23 protein-coding genes are annotated in these 24,285 nt (G+C 65.2%); 7 read left to right on the forward strand and 16 right to left on the reverse strand.

Features of this window, described 5'->3' with window-relative positions; genetic code table 11:
* Positions 1-5: 5 nt before the first annotated feature.
* The 4 genes from FNV92_RS21965 to FNV92_RS21980 are packed head-to-tail and all read right to left on the reverse strand — an operon-like array spanning position 6 to position 3,074.
* On the reverse strand, positions 6-689 hold the full coding sequence (locus tag FNV92_RS21965; protein WP_143844591.1) for a 4-carboxy-4-hydroxy-2-oxoadipate aldolase/oxaloacetate decarboxylase: 684 nt from the start codon (positions 687-689) through the stop codon (positions 6-8).
* Positions 686-1,399, reverse strand: a complete 714-nt coding sequence (locus FNV92_RS21970; RefSeq protein WP_011086622.1) for a PIG-L deacetylase family protein — start codon at positions 1,397-1,399, stop codon at positions 686-688. The genes FNV92_RS21965 and FNV92_RS21970 overlap by 4 nt, the downstream gene beginning before the upstream one ends.
* Before the next feature lie 49 nt (positions 1,400-1,448).
* On the reverse strand, positions 1,449-2,333 hold the full coding sequence (locus FNV92_RS21975) for an amidohydrolase family protein (protein ID WP_143844590.1): 885 nt from the start codon (positions 2,331-2,333) through the stop codon (positions 1,449-1,451).
* A gap of 30 nt (positions 2,334-2,363) precedes the next feature.
* The gene (locus tag FNV92_RS21980; protein WP_143844589.1) at positions 2,364-3,074 is read right to left on the reverse strand and encodes a TetR/AcrR family transcriptional regulator; all 711 of its coding nucleotides are present in this window, start codon (positions 3,072-3,074) and stop codon (positions 2,364-2,366) included.
* 113 nt (positions 3,075-3,187) lie between these two features.
* On the opposite strand from FNV92_RS21980, the gene FNV92_RS21985 reads away from it, so the two are divergent.
* From FNV92_RS21985 to FNV92_RS21995, 3 genes are all read left to right on the forward strand, one after another.
* On the forward strand, positions 3,188-4,168 hold the full coding sequence (locus tag FNV92_RS21985) for a tripartite tricarboxylate transporter substrate binding protein (RefSeq protein ID WP_143844588.1): 981 nt from the start codon (positions 3,188-3,190) through the stop codon (positions 4,166-4,168).
* Positions 4,169-4,428: 260 nt separating this feature from the next.
* Positions 4,429-5,352 (forward strand): PepSY-associated TM helix domain-containing protein, encoded by a 924-nt coding sequence (locus tag FNV92_RS21990; RefSeq protein WP_143844587.1) that lies wholly within the window; start codon positions 4,429-4,431, stop codon positions 5,350-5,352.
* 117 nt (positions 5,353-5,469) lie between these two features.
* Positions 5,470-6,720, forward strand: coding sequence for a DUF763 domain-containing protein (locus FNV92_RS21995; protein ID WP_143844586.1), 1,251 nt, complete (start codon positions 5,470-5,472; stop codon positions 6,718-6,720).
* A 3-nt stretch (positions 6,721-6,723) separates the two neighbouring features.
* On the opposite strand, the gene FNV92_RS22000 is transcribed toward FNV92_RS21995, so the two are convergent.
* Together FNV92_RS22000 and FNV92_RS22005 are read right to left on the reverse strand one after the other, a co-directional pair.
* Positions 6,724-7,050, reverse strand: a complete 327-nt coding sequence (locus tag FNV92_RS22000) for a hypothetical protein (protein WP_015686882.1) — start codon at positions 7,048-7,050, stop codon at positions 6,724-6,726.
* Between the two features lie 106 nt (positions 7,051-7,156).
* Positions 7,157-7,930, reverse strand: a complete 774-nt coding sequence (locus tag FNV92_RS22005; RefSeq protein WP_015686883.1) for a ferredoxin--NADP reductase — start codon at positions 7,928-7,930, stop codon at positions 7,157-7,159.
* A 156-nt stretch (positions 7,931-8,086) separates the two neighbouring features.
* Between FNV92_RS22005 and FNV92_RS22010 the strand changes: the two genes are divergently transcribed.
* The gene (locus FNV92_RS22010; protein WP_015686884.1) at positions 8,087-9,283 is read left to right on the forward strand and encodes an amidohydrolase family protein; all 1,197 of its coding nucleotides are present in this window, start codon (positions 8,087-8,089) and stop codon (positions 9,281-9,283) included.
* 97 nt (positions 9,284-9,380) lie between these two features.
* On the forward strand, positions 9,381-10,070 hold the full coding sequence (locus FNV92_RS22015; protein ID WP_143844585.1) for a hypothetical protein: 690 nt from the start codon (positions 9,381-9,383) through the stop codon (positions 10,068-10,070).
* 5 nt (positions 10,071-10,075) lie between these two features.
* On the opposite strand, the gene FNV92_RS22020 is transcribed toward FNV92_RS22015, so the two are convergent.
* From FNV92_RS22020 to FNV92_RS22060, 9 genes are all read right to left on the reverse strand, one after another.
* The gene (locus tag FNV92_RS22020) at positions 10,076-10,465 is read right to left on the reverse strand and encodes a hypothetical protein (RefSeq protein WP_143844584.1); all 390 of its coding nucleotides are present in this window, start codon (positions 10,463-10,465) and stop codon (positions 10,076-10,078) included.
* A gap of 41 nt (positions 10,466-10,506) precedes the next feature.
* Complete coding sequence (locus FNV92_RS22025) at positions 10,507-10,962, reverse strand: MarR family winged helix-turn-helix transcriptional regulator (RefSeq protein ID WP_143844583.1); 456 nt, start codon at positions 10,960-10,962, stop codon at positions 10,507-10,509.
* Positions 10,963-10,976: 14 nt separating this feature from the next.
* On the reverse strand, positions 10,977-11,681 hold the full coding sequence (locus tag FNV92_RS22030; RefSeq protein ID WP_143844582.1) for an ABC transporter ATP-binding protein: 705 nt from the start codon (positions 11,679-11,681) through the stop codon (positions 10,977-10,979).
* A complete protein-coding gene (locus FNV92_RS22035; RefSeq protein WP_143844581.1) occupies positions 11,678-12,469 on the reverse strand; it encodes an ABC transporter ATP-binding protein in 792 nt (263 codons plus the stop codon). The genes FNV92_RS22030 and FNV92_RS22035 overlap by 4 nt, the downstream gene beginning before the upstream one ends.
* Positions 12,466-14,355 carry an ABC transporter permease gene (locus FNV92_RS22040; protein WP_143844580.1) on the reverse strand — a complete coding sequence of 630 codons (1,890 nt, stop codon included), beginning with the start codon at positions 14,353-14,355 and terminating at the stop codon, positions 12,466-12,468. The genes FNV92_RS22035 and FNV92_RS22040 overlap by 4 nt, the downstream gene beginning before the upstream one ends.
* A 202-nt stretch (positions 14,356-14,557) precedes the next feature.
* Positions 14,558-15,760 carry an ABC transporter substrate-binding protein gene (locus FNV92_RS22045; RefSeq protein ID WP_143844579.1) on the reverse strand — a complete coding sequence of 401 codons (1,203 nt, stop codon included), beginning with the start codon at positions 15,758-15,760 and terminating at the stop codon, positions 14,558-14,560.
* 61 nt (positions 15,761-15,821) lie between these two features.
* The gene (locus tag FNV92_RS22050; protein WP_143844578.1) at positions 15,822-16,406 is read right to left on the reverse strand and encodes an amino acid synthesis family protein; all 585 of its coding nucleotides are present in this window, start codon (positions 16,404-16,406) and stop codon (positions 15,822-15,824) included.
* 27 nt (positions 16,407-16,433) lie between these two features.
* Entirely contained in the window at positions 16,434-17,333 is a 900-nt protein-coding gene (locus FNV92_RS22055) for a UPF0280 family protein (RefSeq protein WP_143844577.1), read from the reverse strand.
* A complete protein-coding gene (locus FNV92_RS22060) occupies positions 17,330-18,787 on the reverse strand; it encodes a 6-hydroxynicotinate reductase (protein ID WP_186355536.1) in 1,458 nt (485 codons plus the stop codon). Before FNV92_RS22060 ends, FNV92_RS22055 begins: the two co-directional genes overlap by 4 nt.
* 268 nt (positions 18,788-19,055) lie before the next feature.
* On the opposite strand from FNV92_RS22060, the gene FNV92_RS22065 reads away from it, so the two are divergent.
* The gene (locus tag FNV92_RS22065) at positions 19,056-19,538 is read left to right on the forward strand and encodes a (2Fe-2S)-binding protein (RefSeq protein ID WP_015686895.1); all 483 of its coding nucleotides are present in this window, start codon (positions 19,056-19,058) and stop codon (positions 19,536-19,538) included.
* Entirely contained in the window at positions 19,538-23,059 is a 3,522-nt protein-coding gene (locus FNV92_RS22070) for a molybdopterin cofactor-binding domain-containing protein (protein WP_143844575.1), read from the forward strand. Before FNV92_RS22065 ends, FNV92_RS22070 begins: the two co-directional genes overlap by 1 nt.
* Here FNV92_RS22070 and FNV92_RS22075 read toward each other — a convergent pair.
* The gene (locus FNV92_RS22075; RefSeq protein WP_143844574.1) at positions 23,056-24,024 is read right to left on the reverse strand and encodes a catechol 2,3-dioxygenase; all 969 of its coding nucleotides are present in this window, start codon (positions 24,022-24,024) and stop codon (positions 23,056-23,058) included. The two genes, FNV92_RS22070 and FNV92_RS22075, sit on opposite strands and share 4 nt — an antisense overlap.
* Between the last annotated feature and the right edge of the window lie 261 nt (positions 24,025-24,285).

The following is a 24,285-nucleotide window of genomic DNA, read 5'->3' on the forward strand; positions in this document are numbered from 1 at the left end:
TCTCTTCAGACGTCCTCGGGATTGTCGACGTAGACGAGCCCCGCTTTCGCCAGCGCCTCGCGCATGCTGTACATGTCGAGACCGAGCTCGCCCGAGGCGAGCCGCTTGCGCTTGCCGCCCTCGTCTGCGTTTCGCTTCTTCGCCTTCTCGGCAACTTCAGCCGCATGACGCTTCGGCACCACCACGACGCCATCATCATCGGCCACGACGATGTCACCGGGATCGACATTGACGCCGGCGCAAACCACGGGGACGTTGACCGAGCCGAGTGTCGCCTTCACCGTGCCCTTGGCCGAGACAGCGCGCGACCACACCGGAAACTTCATCTCGTGCAGCGCTTTGACGTCGCGGCAGCCGGCGTCGATGATCAGCCCCTGCACGCCGCGCGCCTGGAGCGAGGTTGCGAGCAAGTCCCCGAACATGCCGTCGGTATTGTCGGTGGTGCAGCCAACGACGAGAATGTCGCCCTTCCTGCACTGCTCGACCGCGACATGGATCATCCAGTTGTCTCCGGGCTGCGCCAGCACGGTGACGGCCGGACCGGCAATCGACGCCCCCGCCCAGACCGGGCGCAGATACGGTTTCATCAGGCCGATACGGCCGTAGGCCTCGTGCACTGTCGAGACACCGTACTCCGCCATACCGGCGGGATCGGCTCGCTCGATATTGCGAACGACGACGGGCTTCATGCCAGTTCCTCCGCAACCGTCGGGAACAGGCGCTGATAGGCCTCGCCATAGGTCATGGGCACGCCAGTGTTGCGGCTGCCCTGGATGCCGCGGTTGAGTGCCACGCGCTCGTAATAGCCCCAAAGATGCTTCTGTGCGGCGAGGATCTGGAACGCCTCGTACTTCTCCTTCCAGACCTCGTCGATCTTGAGCAGCAGGTCAGGCTTGTAATTGCACTGCTCGGGCTGGTGAGGCTCGAACAGGAATACTGGAGGCGCGGAGTATTTGTACTGCGCGCCGGGCTTGTGGCCCATCGCCTGCGCGACCACGCGCGTCTCCTGCGCGAAATGCGCGGCGTTCGGGTGGTCAAAATTATAGGGATCTTCCAGCGCATGGGTCAGCACGAAGCTCGGATTGAGCTCGCGGTAGATGTCGACCATGCGGTCGAAATGCGCCTCGGTGAGCTTGAGCGGATAGTCGCCGCAGTCGAAGAACTCGATCTCTGCGCCGAGCAGCTTTGCCGCGCGCTCCGCCTCGTCCTTGCGGCCGGCCTTCACCGATTCCAGCGTCGCACCCTTTTCCTTCCAGGCGAACTGGCTCTCGCCGCGCTCGCCGAAGGACATGCAGACGATCTTCATGCGATAGCCCTTCTTCGCATGCAGCGCGATGGCTCCGCCGGCGCGCCAGACAAAATCGCCCGGATGGGCGGTGACGACAAGGCCTGTTTTCACGGGAATGCTCCCCTCTTTGGTTGATAGCAACGTATCGATCACGGCACCGTCATGGGTCGAACCCGAAAAGCCGCGCGGGATTGCCGACGAGGATCTTCTGCTGGAGTTCCGGCTCCGGTGCGAACAGCGGGATCAGATCAACGAGGTCACCGTCATTCGGCATCATTTTGACGTTGGGATGCGGCCAGTCGGTCCCCCAGATGACGCGGTCTGCTGAGGTCTCGACGATCTTTCGCGCGAACGGCACCGCGTCCGCGAACGGCGGACCGCTGGAGGACACCCGCTCCGAGCCGCAGATCTTGACCCAGCATTTTTCGTCGCGCTCCATCAGTTCGATCAGGATCCTGAACGGCAATTGATCGAGCCCTTCGGCAGCCTTCACCCGCCCCATGTGGTCGATGGTGTAGCTTAGCGGCAGCCTCGCCAGCATGTCGGCATAGTCAGGCAGGTCGATTGCGTCGAAATGCAGGTCGATGTGCCAGCCGAGCGGTGCGACCATCGCGATGACGCGGTTGAACACGCTCTTGTCGGGGACGCCGCCGAGATGGCGGACGAAATTGAAGCGGCAGCCGCGGAAACCGCCCTCATGCAGCACGCGAAGCCCGCGCTCGGTGATGGTGTCGTCGATATTGGCGACCGCGCGATAGGCGCCGTTGCTCTGCGCGATGGCGTCGAGCGCCACCGTGTTGTCGGTACCGTGCACGCTGGCATTGACGATGACGGCACGCTCTACTCCGAGCTTGGCATGCAGCACGCGGAAATCCTCGAGCGGTGCGTCCGGCGGCGTGTAGGTCCGATCCGGCGCGTAAGGGTACTTCGCGCCGGGCCCGAAGATGTGGCAATGCGCGTCGCAAGACAGTTTTGGCAGCTTGAATTTCGGCGTGCGCGTGTTCGGATCGGGCGGTGGAATGGTCGGCGTGTACATCATCGTCATCAGGTGAACCGCCGAACGAGAACGCTTTTTTCAGGTCTTGCTGCTGACGACCGGCCGCCGCCGCGCCGGGGCAGCCTGATCCAGCGCAGGCGCCTGGAACGCAGCAACGGTCGCCTGCACCAATTGCTCGATGGCGCTGGCAGCATCGCTGCCGTCGGCCTCGCCGCGCGACAGCCGCGAGACGCGGTCCGGCGTCACCAGCGAGTAATAGAGCGCGCCGAGCAGAAAGTGACTGCGCCAGACGATATCGGTGCGTGGAATGTGCGGCAGGCTGTCGTGCACCGCATCGATGAAGGCATGGCTGGTGTCGTCAAAGGTCTGCGCGATGATTTTTCGCGTAACTTCGTTGCCCTCGGCCGACATTACGGCGCGCAGCCGCGTGAAGCGCGCGCCGCCGCCGGCAAGATCGCTGCCCGAGGTGAAGGCCGGCACCACATAGGCGCGCACGATCGCCTCCAGCCGGTCCTGGAGATCGCGCACCCGCCTGGCGGCGGCGAGCAGCTCGGAGCGGCGCAGATTCATCGGCCCGCAATGACGCCGGTAGATCTCCAGCAGCAGGCCGTCCTTGGTCTTGAAATGATAGGTGACGCTGCCGGGATTGGCGCCGGCGGCCTGCGCGATGTCGCGCACCGAAACGGCATTGAATCCGTTGGTGGCGAACATCTCCTCGGCCGCGACGAGGATCGCCTCGCGCATGTTCGGCTTGCGGGCCGTTTCCTTGCTGGTGGGCTTGCGTACCATGTGATTTGTACTATCGTACAAAAGATCAGGTCTCGTCAACAAGAACCAAGGGCCGCGCCCCGATGGCTCCGAGACCGCCATATGCGCACAAACGCCCTCTAGGAGTGCTGGGAATGCTGGGTTTGAACAAGACGATCGGCCGCTTGATGCTGGGTGCCGGCCTGTTGCTGTCGGGGAGCGCCGCGCAGGCCGCTGACACCTATCCGAGCAAGCCGGTTCATATCCTCGTGCCCTATGCCGCCGGCGGCGCTGTCGACGTGCTCGCGCGCACGCTCAGCCAGGCACTGGCCAAGACCTGGGGCCAGCAGCCGGTGGTCGACAACCGGCCCGGCGCGGGCGGAATCGTCGCCTCGCAGGCGCTGGCGCAGGCGGCACCCGACGGCTACACGCTGATCCTGGTCGCGAGCGGCCATCCGCTGAACCAGTTCATCTATCCGAGCGTGCCCTACGACACCTTCAAGGATTTCACCGCGATCAGCGAAGTCGCCTCCTCGCCGCTCGCGATCGTCGTTGCCAAAGACAGCCCCTACAAGACCCTCGGCGATCTCCTCGCCGCCGCAAAGAAGGACCCGGACAAACTCTCCTACGGCATGTCCGGCAACGGCACCTCGGCGCATCTCGCCGGCGAGCTGCTCAAATACATGTCGGGCACCAAGATCGTCGCAATCCCCTACAAGGGCGGCGCTCCGGCGCTCACGGCGGTGATCGCCGGCGAGATCCCGCTCAGCATCAATCCGCTTGCGGAGGCGATCGGTCAGCTCGAAGGCGGCCCGGTGCGCGCGCTCGCGGTGACCTCCGCCGAGCGCTCCAAGGCGCTGCCGAATGTCCCGACCGTCGCGGAGTCGGGCGTACCCGGCTATGACGTCTCGGTCTGGTGGGGTGTGCTTGGTCCGGCCAAGATGCCGCCGGAGATCGTGGCGAAGCTCGAGACCGATTTGAAGGCGGTGTTGCAGGACCCGAACGTGTTGTCGACGCTCGGCAAGATTGGCGCCGCGCCGGTCGGCTCCGCCGCCAAGGATTTCGACGCCTATATGCGTGCCGAGGCGACCAAATGGGAGCCGGTGCTGAAGGCCGCTGACATCCGCGCCCAGTGAGGAAGTCGCCGATCGCGGTGACGATATCAGCGACACGCTGCAGCCTGACCTCGGCTCGGCAACCGAAGTCGAACGCACGACGCGGCTGCTGCACAAGCTGCTCGTGACGCGCGAAGCTGCGAACGATTGGCATTCGCTGACATCGCTGCGCCGGGTGCTGATTCCGTTTGCTGCAAATCAACGCAACAACATGGATAAAGCGTCATTTGTCCTCGGCACCGCGCTGAGCGACCAAAGCTGCGGATTGCAGGAGACCGGGAATGAACAAGCCGTTGTTGTTGACGCTCCATCGCTGGATCACACTGGTCTTTGCGCTTCCCCTGCTCGCGATCATCGCGACTGGCCTCATCCTGTCCTTTGAGCCGCTGGCGCAAATCAGCGCCGTTGGCGGCCCGCCGATCGCCTCCACCCGCATCGTCGACCTGGTGAAACGATATGATCCGGATGGCAAGGCACGCGGGCTTTCGATCAATGCCGCCGCGCAGCGGATGACATTGCAAGGCGCGGGAGCGCCCGCGATCGATCTCGCTACCGGCGAACCCGCGGTCACCGGCTCCAGCCTCTCCGATCTCTTCATGTGGGCGCGCGGCACGCATGAGCGGCTGCTCGGCCAGGCGTGGCTGGTCACGAGCTCCACCGTCGCCATGGTCATCCTGATGGTGCTTGGCATCCTCATGGGACTGCCGCGCCTGCGCAACACGCTGTCGGGATGGCACAAGGGGACTGCCTGGTTCGCATTGCCGCTGATCCTCCTGAGCCCGCTCACCGGCCTCTGCCTGGCGTTCGGCTTGACGTTTCAGAGCGCGTCCGCTCCTGCCAGCGGCGGCCGTCCGCTGCCACTGCCCGAGGCGGTTGGCATGGTCGCGGCCTCCCACGACTTGTCGCACGTGATCTCGATCGGCGTGCGCGGCGGACGCATGATGGCGCGGGTCTACGAGGGCGGAGAGCTGCGCGCCTATGCCGTCAGTTCGTCAGGCGTCACGCCGTTGCCGCGCAACTGGCCGCGCCTGATTCATGAAGGAAACTGGTCGGCCTTGATCGCCTCGCCGCTCAATGTCGTGACGTCGATCGCGCTGCTCACACTGCTCTCGACCGGCCTGCTGATCTGGGCGCGGCGAAAGCTGCGCAAGCCGCGATCGCGTGGAGACGAGCGGACGGAGACCACCGTCGCGAAGGCCGCCTGACCGCAGCCGTTCAGCTTTTCGCCCTCGCCCGCATCTTCTCTTGCGCCGGGTGACGCTGCAGGAACTCGGTATTGTCGCCTCCCCCTGACGGCCGAACTGCGCTATTGCTACGCAATCATGACTCGCCGAACCGGCAGCGCCGATCTTCCCCTGCACACTGGCCGGGTTCCGCCCTGGCTTGCGACCCGCATGTCGTCGCTCGGCGCGATCGTCACGCAGGCGATCGTGCATCATTACGGGCGCGACGCGTTCCTCCAGCGGCTGTCGCATCCGTTCTGGTTCCAGTCGTTCGGCGCCGTGATGGGGATGGACTGGCACTCCTCGGGGATCACCACCTCCGTGATCGGCGCGCTGAAGCGCGGGCTCGGCCCGCTCCAAGACGAGCTCGGCATTTATGTCTGCGGCGGCCGCGGCCAGCATTCGCGCAAGACGCCGGACGAGCTGATGCAGCTCGGCGACCGCGTCGGCTTCGACGGTGCAAAACTCACGCGCGCCAGCCGCCTGGTGGCCAAGGTCGACAGTGCCGCGGTCCAGGACGGTTTCGACCTTTACCTGCACGGCTTCTTCGTCACCGCGGACGCCAAATGGACCGTGGTGCAGCAGGGCATGAACGGCGACAAGCGGCAGGCCCGCCGCTATCACTGGCATTCCGAGGCGCTGAAGAGTTTTGTCGAGACGCCGCACAGCGCGATCGAGGGGCCGCGGCAGGGCGAGATCGTCAATCTCACCGACCATCGTGCCGGTGTCTCGCGCAGCGCGCAGCTCGAGCTGCTGAGCGATCTCGGCCCCGATCGCATCCTCTCCGAATTCGAACGGCTCACCGGCACGGCGTCCGAGCCGGCGCAGGCGATGCTGCCGCATCTGATCATGCCCGCCCATCACGACGTCAGGCCGAAAGACGTGTTCGCGCGCCGCCTGCACGGCACGCTGGCAGCCGCCGCCGAGCGCGGCCCGGTCGACTTCCCGGAGCTGCTGCTGACGCCGGGTGTCGGCGCGCGCACCGTGCGCTCGCTCGCGATGGTCGCCGAGGTGGTGCACGGCGCACCCTATCGCTTCGACGATCCCGCGCGCTTCTCGCTCGCCCATGGCGGCAAGGACCGGCATCCCTACCCCGTCCCGATCAAGGTCTATGACGAGACCATTCGCGTGCTGAAGGGCGCGATCCAGAACGCGAAGCTCGGACGCGACGAGGAGATGCAGGCGGTCAAGCGTCTCGACGATCAGGCGCGCCGGCTGGAGCGCACTGCGCGCGGCCCGTCGGTAGAGTCGTTCATCGCAGTTGAACGTGCCGCATCGCCTGAACTCGACGGGCGTTCCGTGTTCGGCTGGGAACGCGACCTCGCGGCGAAGAAGCTGACCGGCTCTTGATCCCTATCCGCGTCCCGGCGCACGCGGCGCGGTCTTGCGCTGCTGCTGGCTGGTGTAGGCATCCCAATGGCTCCAGCTGCCGTCGCTGAGGCTCCGCAGGTCGGTCGTGAGCGGCCGCCGCGTGCGCTTGTCGTGGTCCGCGATCACGCGCTCCGACTGCGCGATCTTGCGCTTGAGGTCCGCGATCGTCTTCTGGGTCTGGCCGGTCCGCTTGGAGGACGCGATCTCGCCCATCATGAAGCGCGCGGTCTCGAGCGCCTTCAACTCGGCGCGGTTCTTCTTCAACTGGACCCGGTGCCAGGCGATGTTGCTGTCGCTGTCCGCAACCATGTGGGAACTCCGCTGATTCGCTCCCGTAGTGTAGCGCGCGCCGAATCGGCGCCGCAACGCCCCTGCGGCGGCGAAACTACGGTCTTATGACGCGAGAATTGCGCGCTTAGCGCTCGGCAAAGGCCTTTTCGACCACGAACTGCGCCGGCTCGCCGTGGTTGCCCTCGACAAAGCCCCTCTCGCCCAGAAGCGTGCGGGTGTCGGCAACGAGCGCTGGGCTGCCGCAGATCATGACACGGTCGTGGGCGGCTTCCAGCGCCGGCAGGCCGATATCGGCGAACAGTTTGCCGGAGGTGATGAGGTCGGTGATGCGGCCGCGGTTGCGGAAGGGATCGCGGGTCACGGTCGGATAATAGATCAGCTGGGCGCGGATATAGTCGCCGAGCATCTCGTCGTTCGGCAGATGCTCGGTGATCATCTCGCCATAGGCGAGTTCCTTTACGTGCCGGCAGCCGTGCAGCAGCACGACCTTCTCGAACCGCTCGTAGGTTTCGGGGTCCTTGATCACGCTCAGGAACGGCGCCAGGCCGGTGCCGGTTCCGATGAGGTAGAGGTTGCGCCCCTCTTCCAGATTGTCGATCACCAGCGTGCCGGTGGCCTTGCGGCTGACGATGATTTCGTCGCCTTCCTTCAGGTGCTGGAGCCGCGAGGTCAGCGGACCGTCCGGCACCTTGATCGAGAAGAATTCGAGGGTGTCCTCGTAATTGGCGCTGGCGACGCTGTAGGCCCGCAGCAGCGGCTTCTCGCCGACCTTGAGCCCGATCATGGTGAACTCGCCGTTGCGGAAGCGGAAGGTCGGGCTGCGGGTGGTCTTGAACGAGAACAGCGTGTCGGTCCAGTGGTGGACGCTCAAGACGCTTTCCTGGTTGAAATTGCTCATCTCACCCTTCCGTGTCGCTTCCAGTGCGGTTCGAGGCGGTCAGCTATGCGTCGTTTGTATACGATCATTCGTATACTAATGAATAATCCCGCTTGCTCCCGCGGTCAAGGCTGCCCAAGATCGCGAGCGTTGCAGTTAAGGACAAGGACCCCTTCCATGGCGCATGACGCACCCCAGGCCACCGGACCTTCGAAACTCGTGATCCGGAATATCGGTCTGATCCTCTCCGGAGCGCTGGAAAAGCCGATCCTGGACGGCGACACCATCGTCGCCGAGAACGGCAAGATCACCGCGATCGGCCGCCACAAGGACCTCAACACCGAAGGCGCGACCACCATTGTCGATGCCAACGGCACGACGGTGACCCCCGGCCTGATCGACAGCCATGTCCACCCCGTCGCGGGTGACTGGACGCCGCGGCAGAACCAGACCGGCTGGATCGACAGCTCGCTCCATGGCGGTATCACCACCATGATCTCGGCAGGCGAAGTGCACATGCCCGGCCGCCCCCGCGACGTCGTGGGGTTGAAGGCGATGGCGATCTTCGCCCAGCGCGCGTTCTGGACCTTGCGCCCGGGCGGCGTGAAGGTTCACGCCGGTGCCCCCGTCATCGAATGCGAGATGGTCGAGGAAGACTTCAAGGAATTGGCGGCCGCCGGCGTCAAGCTGCTCGGCGAAGTCGGCCTTGGCGGCGTGAAGGACGGACCTACCGCGCGAAAAATGGTCGGCTGGGCGCGCAAATACGGCATCCAGAGCACGATCCACACCGGCGGCCCTTCGATCCCCGGCTCCGGCCTGATCGACAAGGACGTGGTGCTCGAGGCCGACACCGACGTGGTCGGCCACATCAACGGCGGCCACACCGCGCTTCCCGACGACCAGATCCGCTGCATCTGCGAGGGGTGCAAGCGCGGGCTCGAGATCGTTCACAACGGCAATGAGCGCTCGGCGCTCTACACGCTGCGCATCGCGCGCGAGATGGGCGACCTGCATCGCGTCATCCTCGGCACCGACGGGCCGGCCGGCTCCGGCGTGCAGCCGCTCGGCATCCTGCGCATGGTCTCGATGCTGTCCTCGATCGGCGAGCTGCCCGCCGAGATCGCGTTCTGCCTTGCCACCGGCAACACCGCGCGGATGCGGCAGCTCGACTGCGGCCTGATCGAGGTCGGCCGCTCCGCCGATTTCGTCATCATGGACAAGGCGCAGCATTCACCCGGCAAGACCATCCTGGAGAGCGTGCAGCTCGGCGACCTCCCCGGCATCGGCATGACCATCATTGACGGCATCGTGCGCACCCAGCGCAGCCGCAATACCCCACCCGCTGGCAGGGTACCGGAAGTGGTGGCGAAGTGACGCAGCTTCAAGCGCATTGAACAAGTCTGCTGCCTGCTGCGTCTAACGCAGGCGGCCCTCGGCGGCGGCGTTCATTTGCTGGACCATCGAGCGAGACATGAAAAACTCATCGCGGATAGCCGTTGGCGTTGCTGGCGCGGTAGCGGGCTATATCGCGACCTTTATGCTGTTCTCGCTGCTCGATTTCGGCAACCGCGCCGACCCGATCACATCGGGCCTGCTGGGGCTATTTTTTTACTCCCCGATCGGGGCGACCGCCGGCGCGGTGCTTGCCAGCTGGCTGGTGACGCGTTCAGGCACGGGCGCGGACAATGGGGGCGTCGCGCGCAACAGCCTGAAGTCGCTCGGCGTCGTCGTCCTGCTCTGCGCCGTGGGTATCGGCATCTACATTGCCTATTCCTATACGACCGCCACACCCTGGCTCAATCCGAACGCCAGCAATCCCCTGCTCATGTTCGAGGTTCGCTTTCCCGCCGGCGTCACGGTGCCGACGTCACCGCAGGGCATCACCATCGAACTGCAGACCGACCTCAACACCATGCCGGGCGAAGTGACCCCCGCCGCCTTCCGTCGCGACGGCGACCAGCCCGTCATCGCGGGCGAGGTCGAACTGGCGTTTCGCACCTCGCACCGCCAGCTCGCCGTCACTATCGAAGGGCAGCCGAGCCGAATCTATCCGATCGATTTGACCGCGCGGGCGCCGCATACGCCGGAATTCGGCACATGGCGCCGACTCGCTGATGGCAGCGAAATCCGCTACCGCGCCAAATGGCCGGGAAAGACGTAAGGGGATCACCGCTTTTTCGCGATCTCACAACGCACATAGGTCTGGCGCCTGGCCTGCCCGACCGGACCGTTGTCCATCACCAGCCCGCCGTCCGCAGCGATGGAGACACGCGGATTGGAGCGAAACTTCTCGCCCTCACCTTCGCAGGCAAGCTTCATCTTCCAGCCGAGCTTTCCATCGGCGGTGATCTCGTTGGCGCGGCAGCGCGTCTCGTACCAATAGAGACGGTTGCCGCCTTCGATACTCATGCGATTGGCGCTGTCCTGATCGCGGCAGTCCTTCCTCGTCGACGCCCAGAACCCTTCATAGGGCTGCGCCGCCCAGACGGGATTGCTACTGCCCGCCAGCGCCACACCGAAACTCAAAGCCATTGCAATCCGTGTTGCTGCTCTCATGCCGGAAACCTCGACAAACCTTTATCGAGATTAGTCGCCGCTCACCGCAGCTTGTTCAACAGCGCCATCAACGTCTCGCGCTCCTTCGGCTCGAGCGGCGCCAGGGTCTCACGCGTGATCGCGAGCGCATTCGGCGCAACTTTCTCCGCAAGCTGCTGACCAGCGCGGGTCAGGGTGACCAGCAGTCGCCGCCCGTCCTCGGGATCCTGGCTGGTCTCGGTGAGCCCGCGTGCGGTCAGGCGGTCGATCACGCCCTTGATGGTCGCGACGTCCATCGCCGTCAGCCGGCCGAGCTGGTTCTGCGAACACGGCCCGGCCTCGGCGAGTTTCGACAGCGCCGCCCACTGCGTCGGCGTGATGTTGGTGCCGATGTCTCGGGAAAAGATCGAGCTATGACGCTGCCAGACCTGGCGCAGGATGAAGCCGACCTGCTCGTCGAGCACGTAGGAGGACTTGGACGGCTTGACGCCCTTCTTCACCGCGACGCTTCTCGCCATCCGATCCCCGCCCCTCACAACGACAGATGCGCGTCGCGGATATCCGGACGCGAATCGAGCTCGGCCATGGTGCCGCCGAAACAGATGCGGCCGCGCTCGATGATATAGGCGCGATCGGAGATCAGCCGCGCGAAGTGCAAATTCTGCTCGGAGACGACGATGCTGACGCCTTCCTTCTTCATGGTCAGGATGGCCTCGACCATCTGCTCCACGATCTTCGGCGACAGGCCTTCCGAGGGCTCGTCGAGCAGGACCAGCGACGGATTGCCCATCAGCGTGCGCGCGATCGTCAGCATCTGCTGCTCGCCACCGCTCATGCGTCCGCCCGGGCGATTCTTCATCTCGCCCAGGTTTGGAAACAGCGCGAACAGCTTTTCTCGGGTCCAGTATGGCGCGTTCGGGCGCTTGGGCTGACGACCGACCTCCAGATTCTCCTCCACTGTCAGATCGGTGAAGATGCGCCGCTCCTCGGGCACGTAGCCGAGCCCGTCGCGCACGATCTCATGCGTCGGGCGTGCCGAGACATCCTTGCCCTCGAACATGATGCGCCCGGAGCGCTGAGCGACGAGGCCGACGATCGAACGGAACGTCGTCGACTTGCCGGCGCCGTTGCGGCCGAGCAGCGCCACCACTTCACCTTCGCCGACTTCGAAACCGATGTCGAACAGGATATGCGCCGGGCCGTAATGGCTGTTGAGGTCCTGCACCGTGAGCTTCATGCGGAGGCTCCCTCGCGGTGTCCGGCCTCGTAGAGCAGACCCTCGCCGAGATAGACTGCCTGGACCTGCGGATTGCTGCGCACCTCCGCCGGCGAGCCCTCGGCGATCAAGGTGCCGCGGTTGAGCACGATGATGCGGTCGGCATGCTCGAACACCACGTCCATGTCGTGCTCGGTGAACAGCACGCCGATCGATTTCTCCCGCGCGATCTGCGCGGTCAGGCGCATCAACTCGACGCGCTCGCGCGGCGCCATGCCGGCGGTCGGCTCGTCCATCAGCAGCAGCTTCGGCTGGTTGGCGAGTGCCACCGCAAGCTCGAGCCGCTTGAGATCGCCATAGGCGAGCTCGCCGCAGGGACGATCCGCGTAGCCGCCCATGCCGACGAGTTCGAGCAGGCGTGCGGCTTCGCCGCGATCGTAATTCGGCGCCGAGCCCCAGAGATTGAACAATTGCCTGCCATGCGACACCAGCGCGACCTGCACGTTCTCGCGCACCGTCATGGTGGCGAAAGTCGCGGTGATCTGGAACGTGCGTCCCACCCCGAGCCGCCAGATCTCGCGGGGTTTTTTGCCGGTGGTCTCTTCGCCAAGCAGACGCACATGGCCGGAATCCGGCCGGTTCTGGCCGTTGAGCATATCGAAGCAGGTGCTCTTGCCTGCGCCGTTGGGACCGATCAGCGCCAGGATCTCGCCGGCGCGCAGCGAGAACGAAACGCCGCGCACGGCATGGATGCCGCCATAGGATTTGGTCAGGCCTTCGACCGCGAGAAGTGGGGGGGCGACGCTCATTCGGCGGACTCGATAGGCTTGGCAATAAGAGGCGATCCCGGCGGCGAAGCCTTCCTGCGCCGCTGCGCGAGCATCTCCAGCATGCCGACGATGCCCTTGGGGAAGACCACGACGATCAGCACGATGAAACCGCCAAGCACGAGCTTCGACAGATCGGTCTGGCTGACCAGCCAGATGTTGAGAGCCTTGTAGACGATGGCGCCGATCACCGCGCCCGACACCGTCTCGACGCCGCCGAGCAGCACCATGACCAGCGCGTCGACCGAGAGCGAGATGCCGAGATTGTCCGGGAAGACGCTGCCCTTGAGGTAGGCGAACAGCGCGCCGCCGATGCCGGCGGTGGTGCCTGCAATCACGAAGGCCGTCCACTGGATGCGCTTGGCATTGATGCCGATCGCCTCGCTGCGCAGAAGCGAGTCGCGCGTGGCCCGGAGCGCATAGCCGAACGGCGAGAAGACCATGGCTCGCAGCGCGATCGTGACGAGCGCCGCGACGCCGAGCGCCAGCCAGTAGAAATTCGACGGGCTCGCAGCCCATTTCTCCGGCCAGATGCTCAAGATGCCGTTGTCGCCGCCTGTCACGCTCACCCACTGGAACGCGATCGACCAGACGATCTGCGCGAAAGCGAGCGTCAGCATCGCGAAATAGACGCCGGAGAGCTGCACAGCGAAGAAGCCGAACACGGCGGCGCCCATGCAGCCGAGTAGCGGGCCGAGCAACAGGCACACGATCATCGGCAGCCCCGCCATCTTGGCGAGAAAGGCGACGCCGTACGCGCCAAGGCCGAAATAGGCGGCGTGCCCGAACGAGGCGAGCCCGCCGACCGACATCAGGAAGTGCAGGCTGACGGCGAAGATCACGAAGATCGCGATCTCGGAGCCGACGGTCAGCGCATAGTTCCCTGCGAACAGCGGCAGGGTCGCAGCGATGACGAGCGCCGCCAGCGCAGCCAGCCGCTCGTTCGACGTCAGCGGACGCCACGGATTGACGGTGAGCCCCGGCGTCTTGCGCGCGGGGGCCTCGGGTTTGCCGAACAGGCCCCAGGGACGGACGATCAGCACCGCCGCCATCACCAGGAAGACCAGGATGATGGAAATCTTCGGGAAGATCAGGATGCCGAACGCGTTGAGCTCGGAGACCAGCACCGCCGCGACGAAGGCGCCGACGATGCTGCCGAGGCCGCCGATCACGACCACGACAAAGACTTCGACGATGATGCGCAAATCCATCGCATGGTGCACGGCATCGCGCGGGATCTGAAGCGCGCCGCCGAGGGCGGCGAGGAAGACGCCGACCGCGAACACGCTCGTGAACAGCCATTTCTGATTGACGCCGAGCGCTGCGACCATGTCGCGATCCTGCGTCGCCGCGCGCACCAGCACGCCCCAGCGGGTCCGCTGGAACAGCAGCCAGAGGATCCCGAGCACGACGGGGCCGAGCACGATCAGGAACAGATCGTAGCTCGGGATGTTCTGGCCAAAGAAATCGACCGCGCCGCGGAAGCCCGGCGCACGACGGCCGACGAGATCGTCGGGACCCCAGACCAGCACGACGAGGTCCTCGACCATCAAGGTCAGGCCGAAGGTCGCGAGCAGCTGGAACAGTTCCGGCGCGTGATAGATGCGGCGCAGCAGCACCATCTCGACAAGCACGCCGATCACCGCCACGGCCAGCGCAGCCAACACGATCCCGCCCCAGAAGCCGAAGGTGCCGGAGAGGCGTTCCGTCAGCGTGAAGGCGATGTAGGCGCCGATCATGTAGAAGGCGCCATGCGCGAAATTCACGATCCGCGTCACGCCAAAGATGATCGACAGGCCCGAGGCCACCAGGAACAGCGACGCTGCGCTGGCGAGACCGGTCAGAAACTGTACGACGTAAAAGGCCATCGGCGGTCCGGGTTGGGTGTTGCATGCCGCGGCATGCGAGGCTTGGCTCACCTCTCCCCGCTTGCGGAGAGAGGTCGAATTTGTGCAACGCGCAAATTCGGGTGAGGGGGAGTTTCCGCAGGGCTCACTATCACCTCCCTCGCGAAGGCTCCCCCTCACCCCGACCCTCTCCCCGCAAGCGGGGAGAGGGAGAAGGAAGACATCAATCCTTCGGGCGCAGCTTCTCGACTTCGGCGTCGCTCGGCAGATAGTCCGAGCCCTTCTTGTAGACCGAGTCCACCATCACGCCCTTGCCATCCTTCAGCGCGGTCTTGCCGACATAGGCACCGAGCGTCGACTGGTGGTCGATCTTGCGGAAGGTGATCTCACCGAGCGGCGACGGCATCGACAGCCCTTCCGCCGCGGCGATCAGCTTCTCCGGATCGGTCGAGCCGGCCTTCGTCAGGATCGCAGCCGCCGACTTGATGGTCTGATAGCCGACGATCGAGCCGAGGCGCGGATAGTCATTGTACTTGGCCTGGTACGCCTTGAGGAACGCGTCATGCTCGGGGGTCTTGATCGAATACCAGGGATAGCCGGTAACGATCCAGCCCTCGGGCGTCTCGTCCTTGAGCGGATCGAGATATTCGGGCTCGCCGGTCAGGAACGACACGACCTCGCGCCCCTTGAACAGGCCGCGGGTGTTGCCCTCACGCACGAGTTTCACCAGATCGGCGCCGAAGGTGACGTTGAGGATCGCCTCGGGGTTGGCGGCAGCAACCGCCTGCACCACCGGACCCGCATCGATCTTGCCCTGCGGCGGCCACTGCTCGTCGACCCACTGGATGTCCGGGCGCTTTTCCGACATCAGCTTCTTGAACACCGACACCGCCGACTGGCCGTACTCGTAGTTCGGCGCGATCGTCGCCCAGCGCTTCGCGGGCAGCTTCGCGGCCGCCTCCACCAGCATCGCCGCCTGCATGTAGTTGGAGGGCCGCAGGCGGAAGGTGTACTTGTTGCCCTTCGACCAGGTGACCGCGTCCGTCAGTGGCTCGGCTGCGAGGAAGAACACCTTCTTCTGGTTGGCGAAGTCGCTGACTGCGAGGCCGATGTTCGACAGGAACGTGCCCGCCAGCATCGCCACGCCCTCGCTCGACACGAGCTCGTTGGCCGCGGTCTGCGCGTCGGCCGGCTTGCCGCCGTCGTCCTTGGAGATGACGACGAGCTTCTTGCCGTTGATGCCGCCGGCCGCGTTGATCTCTTCGACCGCGAGCTGCCAGCCCTTGCGATAGGGCTCGGTGAAAGCCGGCAGCAGCGAGTAACTGTTGATCTCGCCGATCTTGATGTCCTGCGCCATGGCCGAATGAGCCATGCCGCTCGCCAGAAGCGCGAAGGCCGCGCCGACGAAAAGATTTCTTGCTCGCATCCCAACCTCCAGTTTTTAACTCTCTACGTTTTCAGCGCGATGATCGGAGAAGCCGTGCCAGCTATCTCAGACCGTCTTCGCCCTTGATCTCGGCAACCGTCAGCCCGCCGACGCGCGGCAGCGGGCGGCCGCTGTCGGTGACGGCGACCGCGACCATGATCTCGTTGGCGCGCGGCGCATCGTTGATCTGCACCTCCATGCCGTCGAAATGGCTGCGCACGAAGGCGGCGTCCTTGTGGCCGAGCGGAATATCCAGCGTCGTGCCGGGACCGCTGCGCTTCTTCGACGACGGGATCAGCGCGGCGCCCTTGCCCAGCACCTTGCGCACCGTCGCGCCCATCTTGGGGTGCAGGATCGCAGCCGCATGTTCCAGCTCGCCATTCTCGCCGACCGCCGCTGCTTTGCCGTAGCTCTGCGCCTTCGAACCGTCGATGCCGAGCGCCGCCACCGCGCGCTTCGACAGGAGCTCACCAAGCTCCTCGCCGATCGCGATCAGCGGCGAAAGATCCTCGACATATTTTCCGGCGAAGGGATTTTCGATCACGGCTATCGCCGCGGCGCGACGGGTCGGCGGCGAGACCTGGCGGCCCATCTCCATCTGCGTCTCTTCGACGACGGTGACGATCTTGCGGATGATCGCGCTCATGATTGTTTCCCCTGGTTTCTTCCCTGCTCAGGCATGAACCGCGTTCTCCAGTACCAGCGGGCGCGATTTCTGCCGTTCAATATCTTTCGGTCCGATGACAAGCATATCACCACAAAGCTGCAACACGGCACCCTCGATCAATCCGCGATCGAATAATTGCCGTGCACATTCCGCGCCAAATTCCAGCGCTGCTGCGATCTCGGTCTGCGACAATTCACCGACTTCGCGGGTCACCAGACGTGGGCCGAGATCGCTGTCAGGCTGAAGCGCATTCGCAGGCTTCCGGATGATGGCGGGATGCCCTGGCAGATCGACCGCATTGGCGATGATCGTGGCCGCTGCATCGGCCTGCGACGCCGTGGCGGCCAGCGCCGTTACAGCATCGGCGATGCCGAATGAAAAACTGCGACCGTGGCGCCCGCTGGTTGCGATGCCGCGCACAGGGTCAGTCGAGTAGACCCGCATCGTTCGCATCACGCCGTCACGATCCGGCCGATCCATCAAGCCGACCAAAAAATGCTCGCCCTCGTCGAGATGGAGAGCAATATCGCCGCCATTGTTGACGTAGGCCTGATCGAGCGTCGCCACGTGAATCATGGCACCAAGAATTTCCTCGGCTACGCTGCCCGCCACTGCAGCCATCGGCGTGATGAAGCGGTCCCAGGCGTAGGGAGTAACGGCAGCATACATGCGCCGCGCCACGGTCCCCTCCAGCGAACACGCCGCCGGCAGCGCCGCCCGCCGCAGCTCCGGCAATTCCGAGCAAAGCTCGTCAAGCAATCCGGTGAAGCGCCCCGCCGCCGCCTCATAGGCCGCCCGCACCTCGTCCGCGTGCCCCCTCGCCTCTACGATCAGATCGATCGGACCATCCTGCAAATGCAGCCGCCGGCCATCAGACAGCAATGCGATCTGCGGCAGCCTGGTCATGCCCGCGGCCCCGGAATCGGGTTCTGCCAGGGCAGCTGGCGGACATCATCGCCGTTCTTCACCTCGGAGAGCGGCTTTACGTAATCCATGTGCCCGCCGAGCGCCGCGTAGTCGGACAACTTCATCGTGAACTCGATCGGCGCGACCAGCGCCGGCGTCGGCACGTAGCCGAACGCGCCCGCCGGCATCTGCGTCACATCGACCATGTAGGTGATGCCGCCGCCCGGCCAGACATAGACCGGCGCCCCGCCGCTGGTGACGCGCGTCAGCGCGTCCTTCACCGAGCGCGTCAGCCGCACCGGATTGTCGGTGACCCCGGCGCGGAGCGAGCCGCCGGCACCCGCCATGAACAGCACCGTGCACAGCGCCGGCTCGCAATTCTCCTGGATGCGCTCGACCGAGAACTTCAGGTCGGCCGGCATCTCGGTTTCGACCGGCTTCAGGGCCTCGTCGAGCACGTAATAGGACGAATGCTCGCCAGTGGTGGAGACCATCAGCATCGAGAGACCGGGTTTGGCCTCCTTCACGTCGAACGGCCCGAGAATCGACAGTGGATCGGAGATGTTGGTGCCCCCCCAGCCCGTACCGGGATCGGCGACCTGGAAATAGCGGCCGGGCGTCGAGCGACGCCCCTTCATCTTGATGCCGGTGTCGGCGATGTCGAGCAGCTTGCCGGCCTGGTGCTCGCTGAGCACGCCGGTGATGTGGTCGTCGACCACGACGACCTCGTCGACCTTGCCGTGCCACTGCTTTGCAAACATGCCGATCGTCGCCGAGCCGCAGCCGACGCGCATGCGCTCTTCTTTCATGCCGTTGACGATCGGCGGCTGGCCGGCCTGCACCACCACGCTCGCGCCGCCGTCGATGGTGAGTTCCACCGCCTTGCAATTCGCAAGATCCATCAGCGTATCGCAGGTGACGCGGCCCTCCTTCTTGGAGCCGCCGGTGAGATGATGCACGCCGCCGAGCGACAGCATCTGCGAGCCGTATTCGCTGGTCGTGACGTGACCAACCGCCTCGCCCTGCGCACGGACGGTCGCGGTCTCGGGGCCGAGATAGCGGTCGGTGTCGATCTTCACCTTGATGCCGCAATAGGAGAAGATGCCCTCGGTGACCACCGTCACCATGTCGACGCCGTCGACCTCCGCGGAGACGATGAACGGCGCCGGCTTGTAGTCGGGATAAGTCGTGCCCGCGCCGATCGCCGTCACGAAGGTCGAGGGCTCATGGACGATCTTGCCGTCCCAATCTTCGGTGCGGCTGAACGGGACGAGCTTGCCGCCATGCGAGACGGTTCGCTCCAGGATCACGTGCGGATCGACGCGGACGAGCTTGCCGTCGTGATTGGCGTAGCGATCGCACGCGCCCGCGGCGCCCGGCCTGATGTAGCACATCACCGGACAGGCATCGCAGCGGATCTTGTCGGCAACAGCGCTCGTCGTTTCCATCACCATGTCGAAGCCAGCGCACACTGCGGTTATCATTCGTATACGAACGATGGTGCGCGCGCTCCCGAAAGCTGTCAAGCGGCCGTGCGGCGCAAAAGATGCGACTGCCGCATAAAACCTCATTTGCCTATCCGACCTGTCCACAAAGCGGGCAATCGCGCTGCACTGCGGCATGCCGACTTGCACGTTTGTGTACAAACGGTATCGTCACGACATGGATTTTGAGCGATTTGGATTTTTTGCGATCGCGTGATCGCGGGGCCTGGGAACGAGGATGATTCAGACACCGATCCGCCTCACCGTGAACGGCAGGATCCACGACGTGACGACGGCGCCGCAGACGCCGCTGCTTTACGTGTTGCGCAACGATCTCGGGCTCAACGGTCCGAAATACGGCTGCGGCTTGGGTGAATGCGGCACCTGCACTGTCCTGATCGACGGCGCGGCCGCGCGCTCCTGCGTGATTCCGATCGGCGGCTGCGCCGGCCGCGACATCGTGACGCTCGAAGGCCTCGGCACGCGCGACAAGCCCGACGTGGTGCAGCAGGCCTTCATCGACGAGCAGGCCGCGCAATGCGGCTACTGCCTCAACGGCATGATCATGACCACCAAGGCGCTGCTCGCGATCAATCCGCAGCCGACCGAGCAGGAAGCGCTTGCGGCGCTGCGCTACAATCTCTGCCGCTGCGGCACGCATGTCGAAATCCTGCGCGCGGTGATGCGCGCCTCGGGCCAACTCGCCGAGGCCGGTGATTGATGGCCTTCCCTCTTCCGAATGAAGCTGAGCGGCAACCGGGGTCGCTCGTCGTCGTCCACACGGTGGACGAGGTGACATCCGAAACTTTCATCCGGATCACCGCCGACGGTTCGGTTACGGCCTATAACGGCCATGTCGATCTCGGCACCGGCATCCGCACCGCGCTCGGCCAGATCGTCGCCGAAGAGCTCGACGTGTCCTTTGCCCGCGTCGTCGTGGTGCTCGGCGACACCGCATTGGTTCCGAATCAGGGCGCGACGATCGCCAGCGAAACCATCCAGATCACCGCCGTCCCCCTGCGCAAGGCCGCCGCTCAAGCCCGCCATTTCCTGATCGCGCGCGCAGCAGAATGGCTGGAGCTGCCAGCTGCCGACTTGCGGATCGAGGACGGCCTCGTGCGCGGGCGCGACAACCGCAGCGTCAGCTATGGCGAGCTGATCGGCGGCAAGACGATCCGCCTCGAGCTGACCGAAGACGTCACCGTCAAGCCCGTCGGCGACTACGCCATCGTCGGCCAGTCGATGCCGCGCGTCGACCTCCCCGCCAAGGCCACGGGCGAGCTGACCTTCGTGCACGATATCCGCGTGCCCGGAATGCTGCACGGCCGCGTGGTGCGTCCGCCCTATGCCGGCGTCGATGCCGGGCCGTTCGTCGGCACCAGCCTCATTGCCGTCGACGAGTCGTCGGTGCGCGACATCCCCGGTCTCATCGCCGTCGTGCGCATTGGCGATTTCGTCGGCGTGGTCGCCGAACGCGAGGAACATGCGATCCGCGCGGCGGAGCAGCTCGCGGTGAGCTGGCGGCCAACGCCTGCACTCACCGACCTCGCCGATGTCGAGACCGCGCTGCGCGCCAATCCCTCGACGCCGCGCACGCTGATCGACAAGGGCGACGTGGATGCCGCAATCGCCAGCGCGGCCAGGCCGATGCAGCGCACTTACGTCTGGCCGTACCAGATGCACGCGTCGATCGGTCCGTCCTGCGCGGTCGCCGATTTCAGGGACGGCAATATCCGCGTCTGGTCGGGCACGCAGAATCCACATTTGCTGCGCGGCGATCTCGCGCTGCTGATCGAACGTCCCGAGAGCGAAATCGAGGTCATCCGGCTGGAGGCCGCCGGATGCTATGGCCGCAACTGCGCCGATGACGTCACCGCCGATGCGCTGCTGCTCTCACGCGCCGTCGGCCGGCCCGTACGCGTGCAGCTGACGCGCGAGCAGGAGCACGCCTGGGAGCCCAAGGGCACCGCGCAGCTCATCGACGTCAATGGCGGCCTCGACGCCGACGGCGGCATCGCGGCTTACGATCTCGCCACGCGCTACCCTTCGAATGCCGCGCCGACGCTTGCGCTCCTGCTCACCGGTCGCGTTTCGTCCGAGCCCGCGGTGCTGCAGATGGGCGATCGCACCGCGATCCCGCCATACGACTACGACAACATGCGCGTTGTCGCGCATGACATGGCGCCGATCGTGCGCGCGTCCTGGTTTCGCGGCGTCTCGGCGCTGCCGAACACCTTTGCGCATGAATCCTATATCGACGAGGCCGCAACCGAGGCAGGCGTCGACCCCATCGAATACCGCCTGCGCTATCTCAAGGACCAGCGCGCGGTCGATCTCGTCAACGCGGTCGCCGAGCGCGCGGGCTGGACGCCACGACCGGTTCGCGAGGACAAGGACGGCGAGATCGTGCACGGTCGCGGCTTTGCGTACGCGCTCTACGTCCACAGCAAGTTTCCCGGCTACGGCGCGGCGTGGTCGGCCTGGGTCGCGGACGTCGCGGTCAACAAGACCACCGGAGACGTCAGCGTCACCCGCGTGGTCGCCGGGCAGGATTCCGGCCTGATGATCAATCCGGACGGCGTGCGCCACCAGATCCACGGCAACGTCATCCAGTCCACCAGCCGCGCACTGATGGAGGAGGTTTCGTTCGAGCGCGGCGCGGTGGCGGCGCGGGAATGGGGCGCCTATCCGATCATCCCTTTCCCCGACGTACCAAAGATCGACGTCCTGATGCTGCCGCGGCCGGACCAGCCGCCGCTCGGCGTCGGCGAGTCCGCGTCGGTGCCGAGCGCGGCGGCGATTGCCAATGCGATCTTCGATGCCACCGGCGTGCGCTTTCGCGAGCCGCCATTTACGCCGGAGCGCATCCTGAAGGGCCTGCACGGTGAGACATCGCCCGTGCCGCAAGCCCTGCCCGCCCCTGCTGCGCTCCCTCCGTCCCGCATCTGGGAAAGTCCCTTCGTCAAGCGCGCCGGCATCTTTGCAACAATTGCGGCCGTCTGCACCGCCGCGATCGGCATTGGCGCAGCTCTCATGCCCGGCCGCGCCATCGCGCCGATCGCGCGGCCTGATGCATCGGTCTATTCCGCCGCGACCATCGCCCGTGGCCAGCAGCTTGCCGCGCTCGGCAATTGCGCCGAGTGCCACACCAGCCTCACGGGCGCGCTCAACGCCGGCGGCCGCGCGCTAGAGACGCCCTTCGGCACGATCTACAGCACCAACATCACGCCCGATGTCGAGACCGGCATCGGCGCCTGGTCCTATCCCGCCTTCGAGCGCGCGATGCGCGACGGGCTGCATCGCGACGGGCGGCAGCTCTATCCCGCCTTCCCTTTCACGCATTTCGCCAGAACCAGCGACGCCGACATGCAGGCGCTCTATGCCTATCTGATGGCACAGCCCTCGGTGCGGGCGATTCCACCGGCGAACGCGCTGGCCTTCCCGTTCAATCTGCGCCCGCTGCTCGCTGGCTGGAATGCGCTGTTTCACGACGCGAAAGAGTTCAAGCCCGATCCCGCCAAATCCGGGGCCTGGAATCGCGGCGCCTATCTGGTCGAGAGCCTCGGCCATTGCAGCGCCTGCCATTCGCCGCGCAATGCGCTCGGCGCCGAGCAGCGGAACGCCTATCTCGCCGGCGGCTTTGCCGAGGGCTGGGAGGCGCCGCCGCTGACCTCGCTGTCGCACGCGCCGGTCCCGTGGAGCGAGAACGAGCTGTTCACCTATTTGCGCACCGGCCATTCGCGCTATCACGGCGTCGCCGCCGGCCCGATGGCGCCGATCGTCAGGGATCTAAAGGCCCTGCCCGATCATGATATCCGCGCGATGGCGGTCTATCTCAATTCGTTCAACGAAGACGCGGCCGATGCGCCCGCACTCGCCGCGAAACTCGAAAGCGCAACGCAAGTCACCACCGCTGCCTCCACCGGCGCGCGCCTCTACCAGGGCGCCTGTGCCGTCTGCCATGAGGTCGGCGGCCTGCCGCTGTTCGGCAGCAGGCCCTCGCTCGCGCTGAACAGCAATCTGCACAGCGCAAAAGCGGACAACCTCGTGCAGGTGATCCTGCACGGCATTGCCGATCCGGTCTCCAGCGATCTCGGCTACATGCCCGCTTTCAGGAACAGCATGAGCGACGCGCAAGTCGAGGAGCTCGTCACCTTCCTGCGCAAGCAGTTCGCGCCGGACAAGCCGGCCTGGACCGGTGTGCAAGAGACGATCGCGAGGGTTCGCACATCAACGCATTAGTCGTGCCTCTTCGCCTCCACCGGCGGCGTGCCATGGGTGTGGAAGGACTCGATCGTCTTCAGGCCCCACGCCTGCCCCTTCTTGCGCTCTTCTTCCGTCCATACGATAGGCTTCCAGTCGGGCGCGAGGATCAGCCGCGCGCCGGCATTGGCGACCTCGACGCGGTTGCCGCCGGGCTCGTAGACGTAGAGGAAGAAGGTCTGCTGGATCGCGTGCTTGTGCGGACCAGTCTCGATGTGGACGCCGTTCTCCAGAAAGATGTCGGCGGCGCGCAGGATCTCCTCGCGGCTGTCGAGCGCGTAGGTGACGTGGTGGAAGCGACCGGGCACGCCGGAATGGTCGAGCGAATAGGCGAAATCGTAGCTCTTGTTGGACATCGTCAGCCACATCGCCGCTTCCCGTCCGTCATTGAGCACGATCTGCTCGGTGAGGCGGCAGCCGAGATAGTTCTCGAAGAACTCGCGATTGGCCTTGATGTCGGTGGCCAGGCAGTTGAGATGGTCGAGGCGGCGGACGTTGACGCCGCGCGCGGGAAAACGTTGCGCCTGGTTCTTCAGGGCCGGCTTCAATTCCGGCGGTGCCTGATACCATTCGGTCTCGTAATAGAGTTCGACGATGTGGCCGTCGGGATCCCTGCAGCGGAAGGTCGGCCCCTGCCCCATGTCGCCGTCGATCCAGCCGATGTCGAAGCCGGAGCCCTTGAGCGCGGCGACGCGCCGCTCCAGCGCCTGCTGGCTGCGCGCGCGTAGCGCCATATGCTCCATGCCTGATGTCTTCGAGGCCGTGAGCTTCAACGAATAGCGCTCGTAATCGTCCCAGCCACGCAGGTAGACGGAGTCACCCTTCTGCCCGCTCACGGTCATGCCCATGACGTCGACGAAGAATTTCAGGCTCTCGTCCGGCTTCGGCGTCAGCAGTTCCATGTGACCGAGATGGGCGAGATCGAGGATCGGTTCGGGCTGCATGGTTTCCTCCAGGCTTGACTGCGATCCGCCAGACCGGATCGCGCATCCGGATGCACGGCTGCGATCAGCTCATGCATCCGGGGCGGCACCGAGGCCGCAGTTTATTTGTACTAATGTACAAATGATTAGGTCTCGTCAACAAACTCGTGTTGCTGGGCTTACCCCGACACCGCCCATTTTGCTCCGACCAGATCTCGCGCGTTGCGCGGGCAACCGCAGCGCCTCCTGGCCGCCGGACGCGCGCGCGACAATTTGTTCTCC

It is taken from the genome of Bradyrhizobium cosmicum (genome assembly GCF_007290395.2).
Lineage (GTDB): Bacteria > Pseudomonadota > Alphaproteobacteria > Rhizobiales > Xanthobacteraceae > Bradyrhizobium > Bradyrhizobium cosmicum.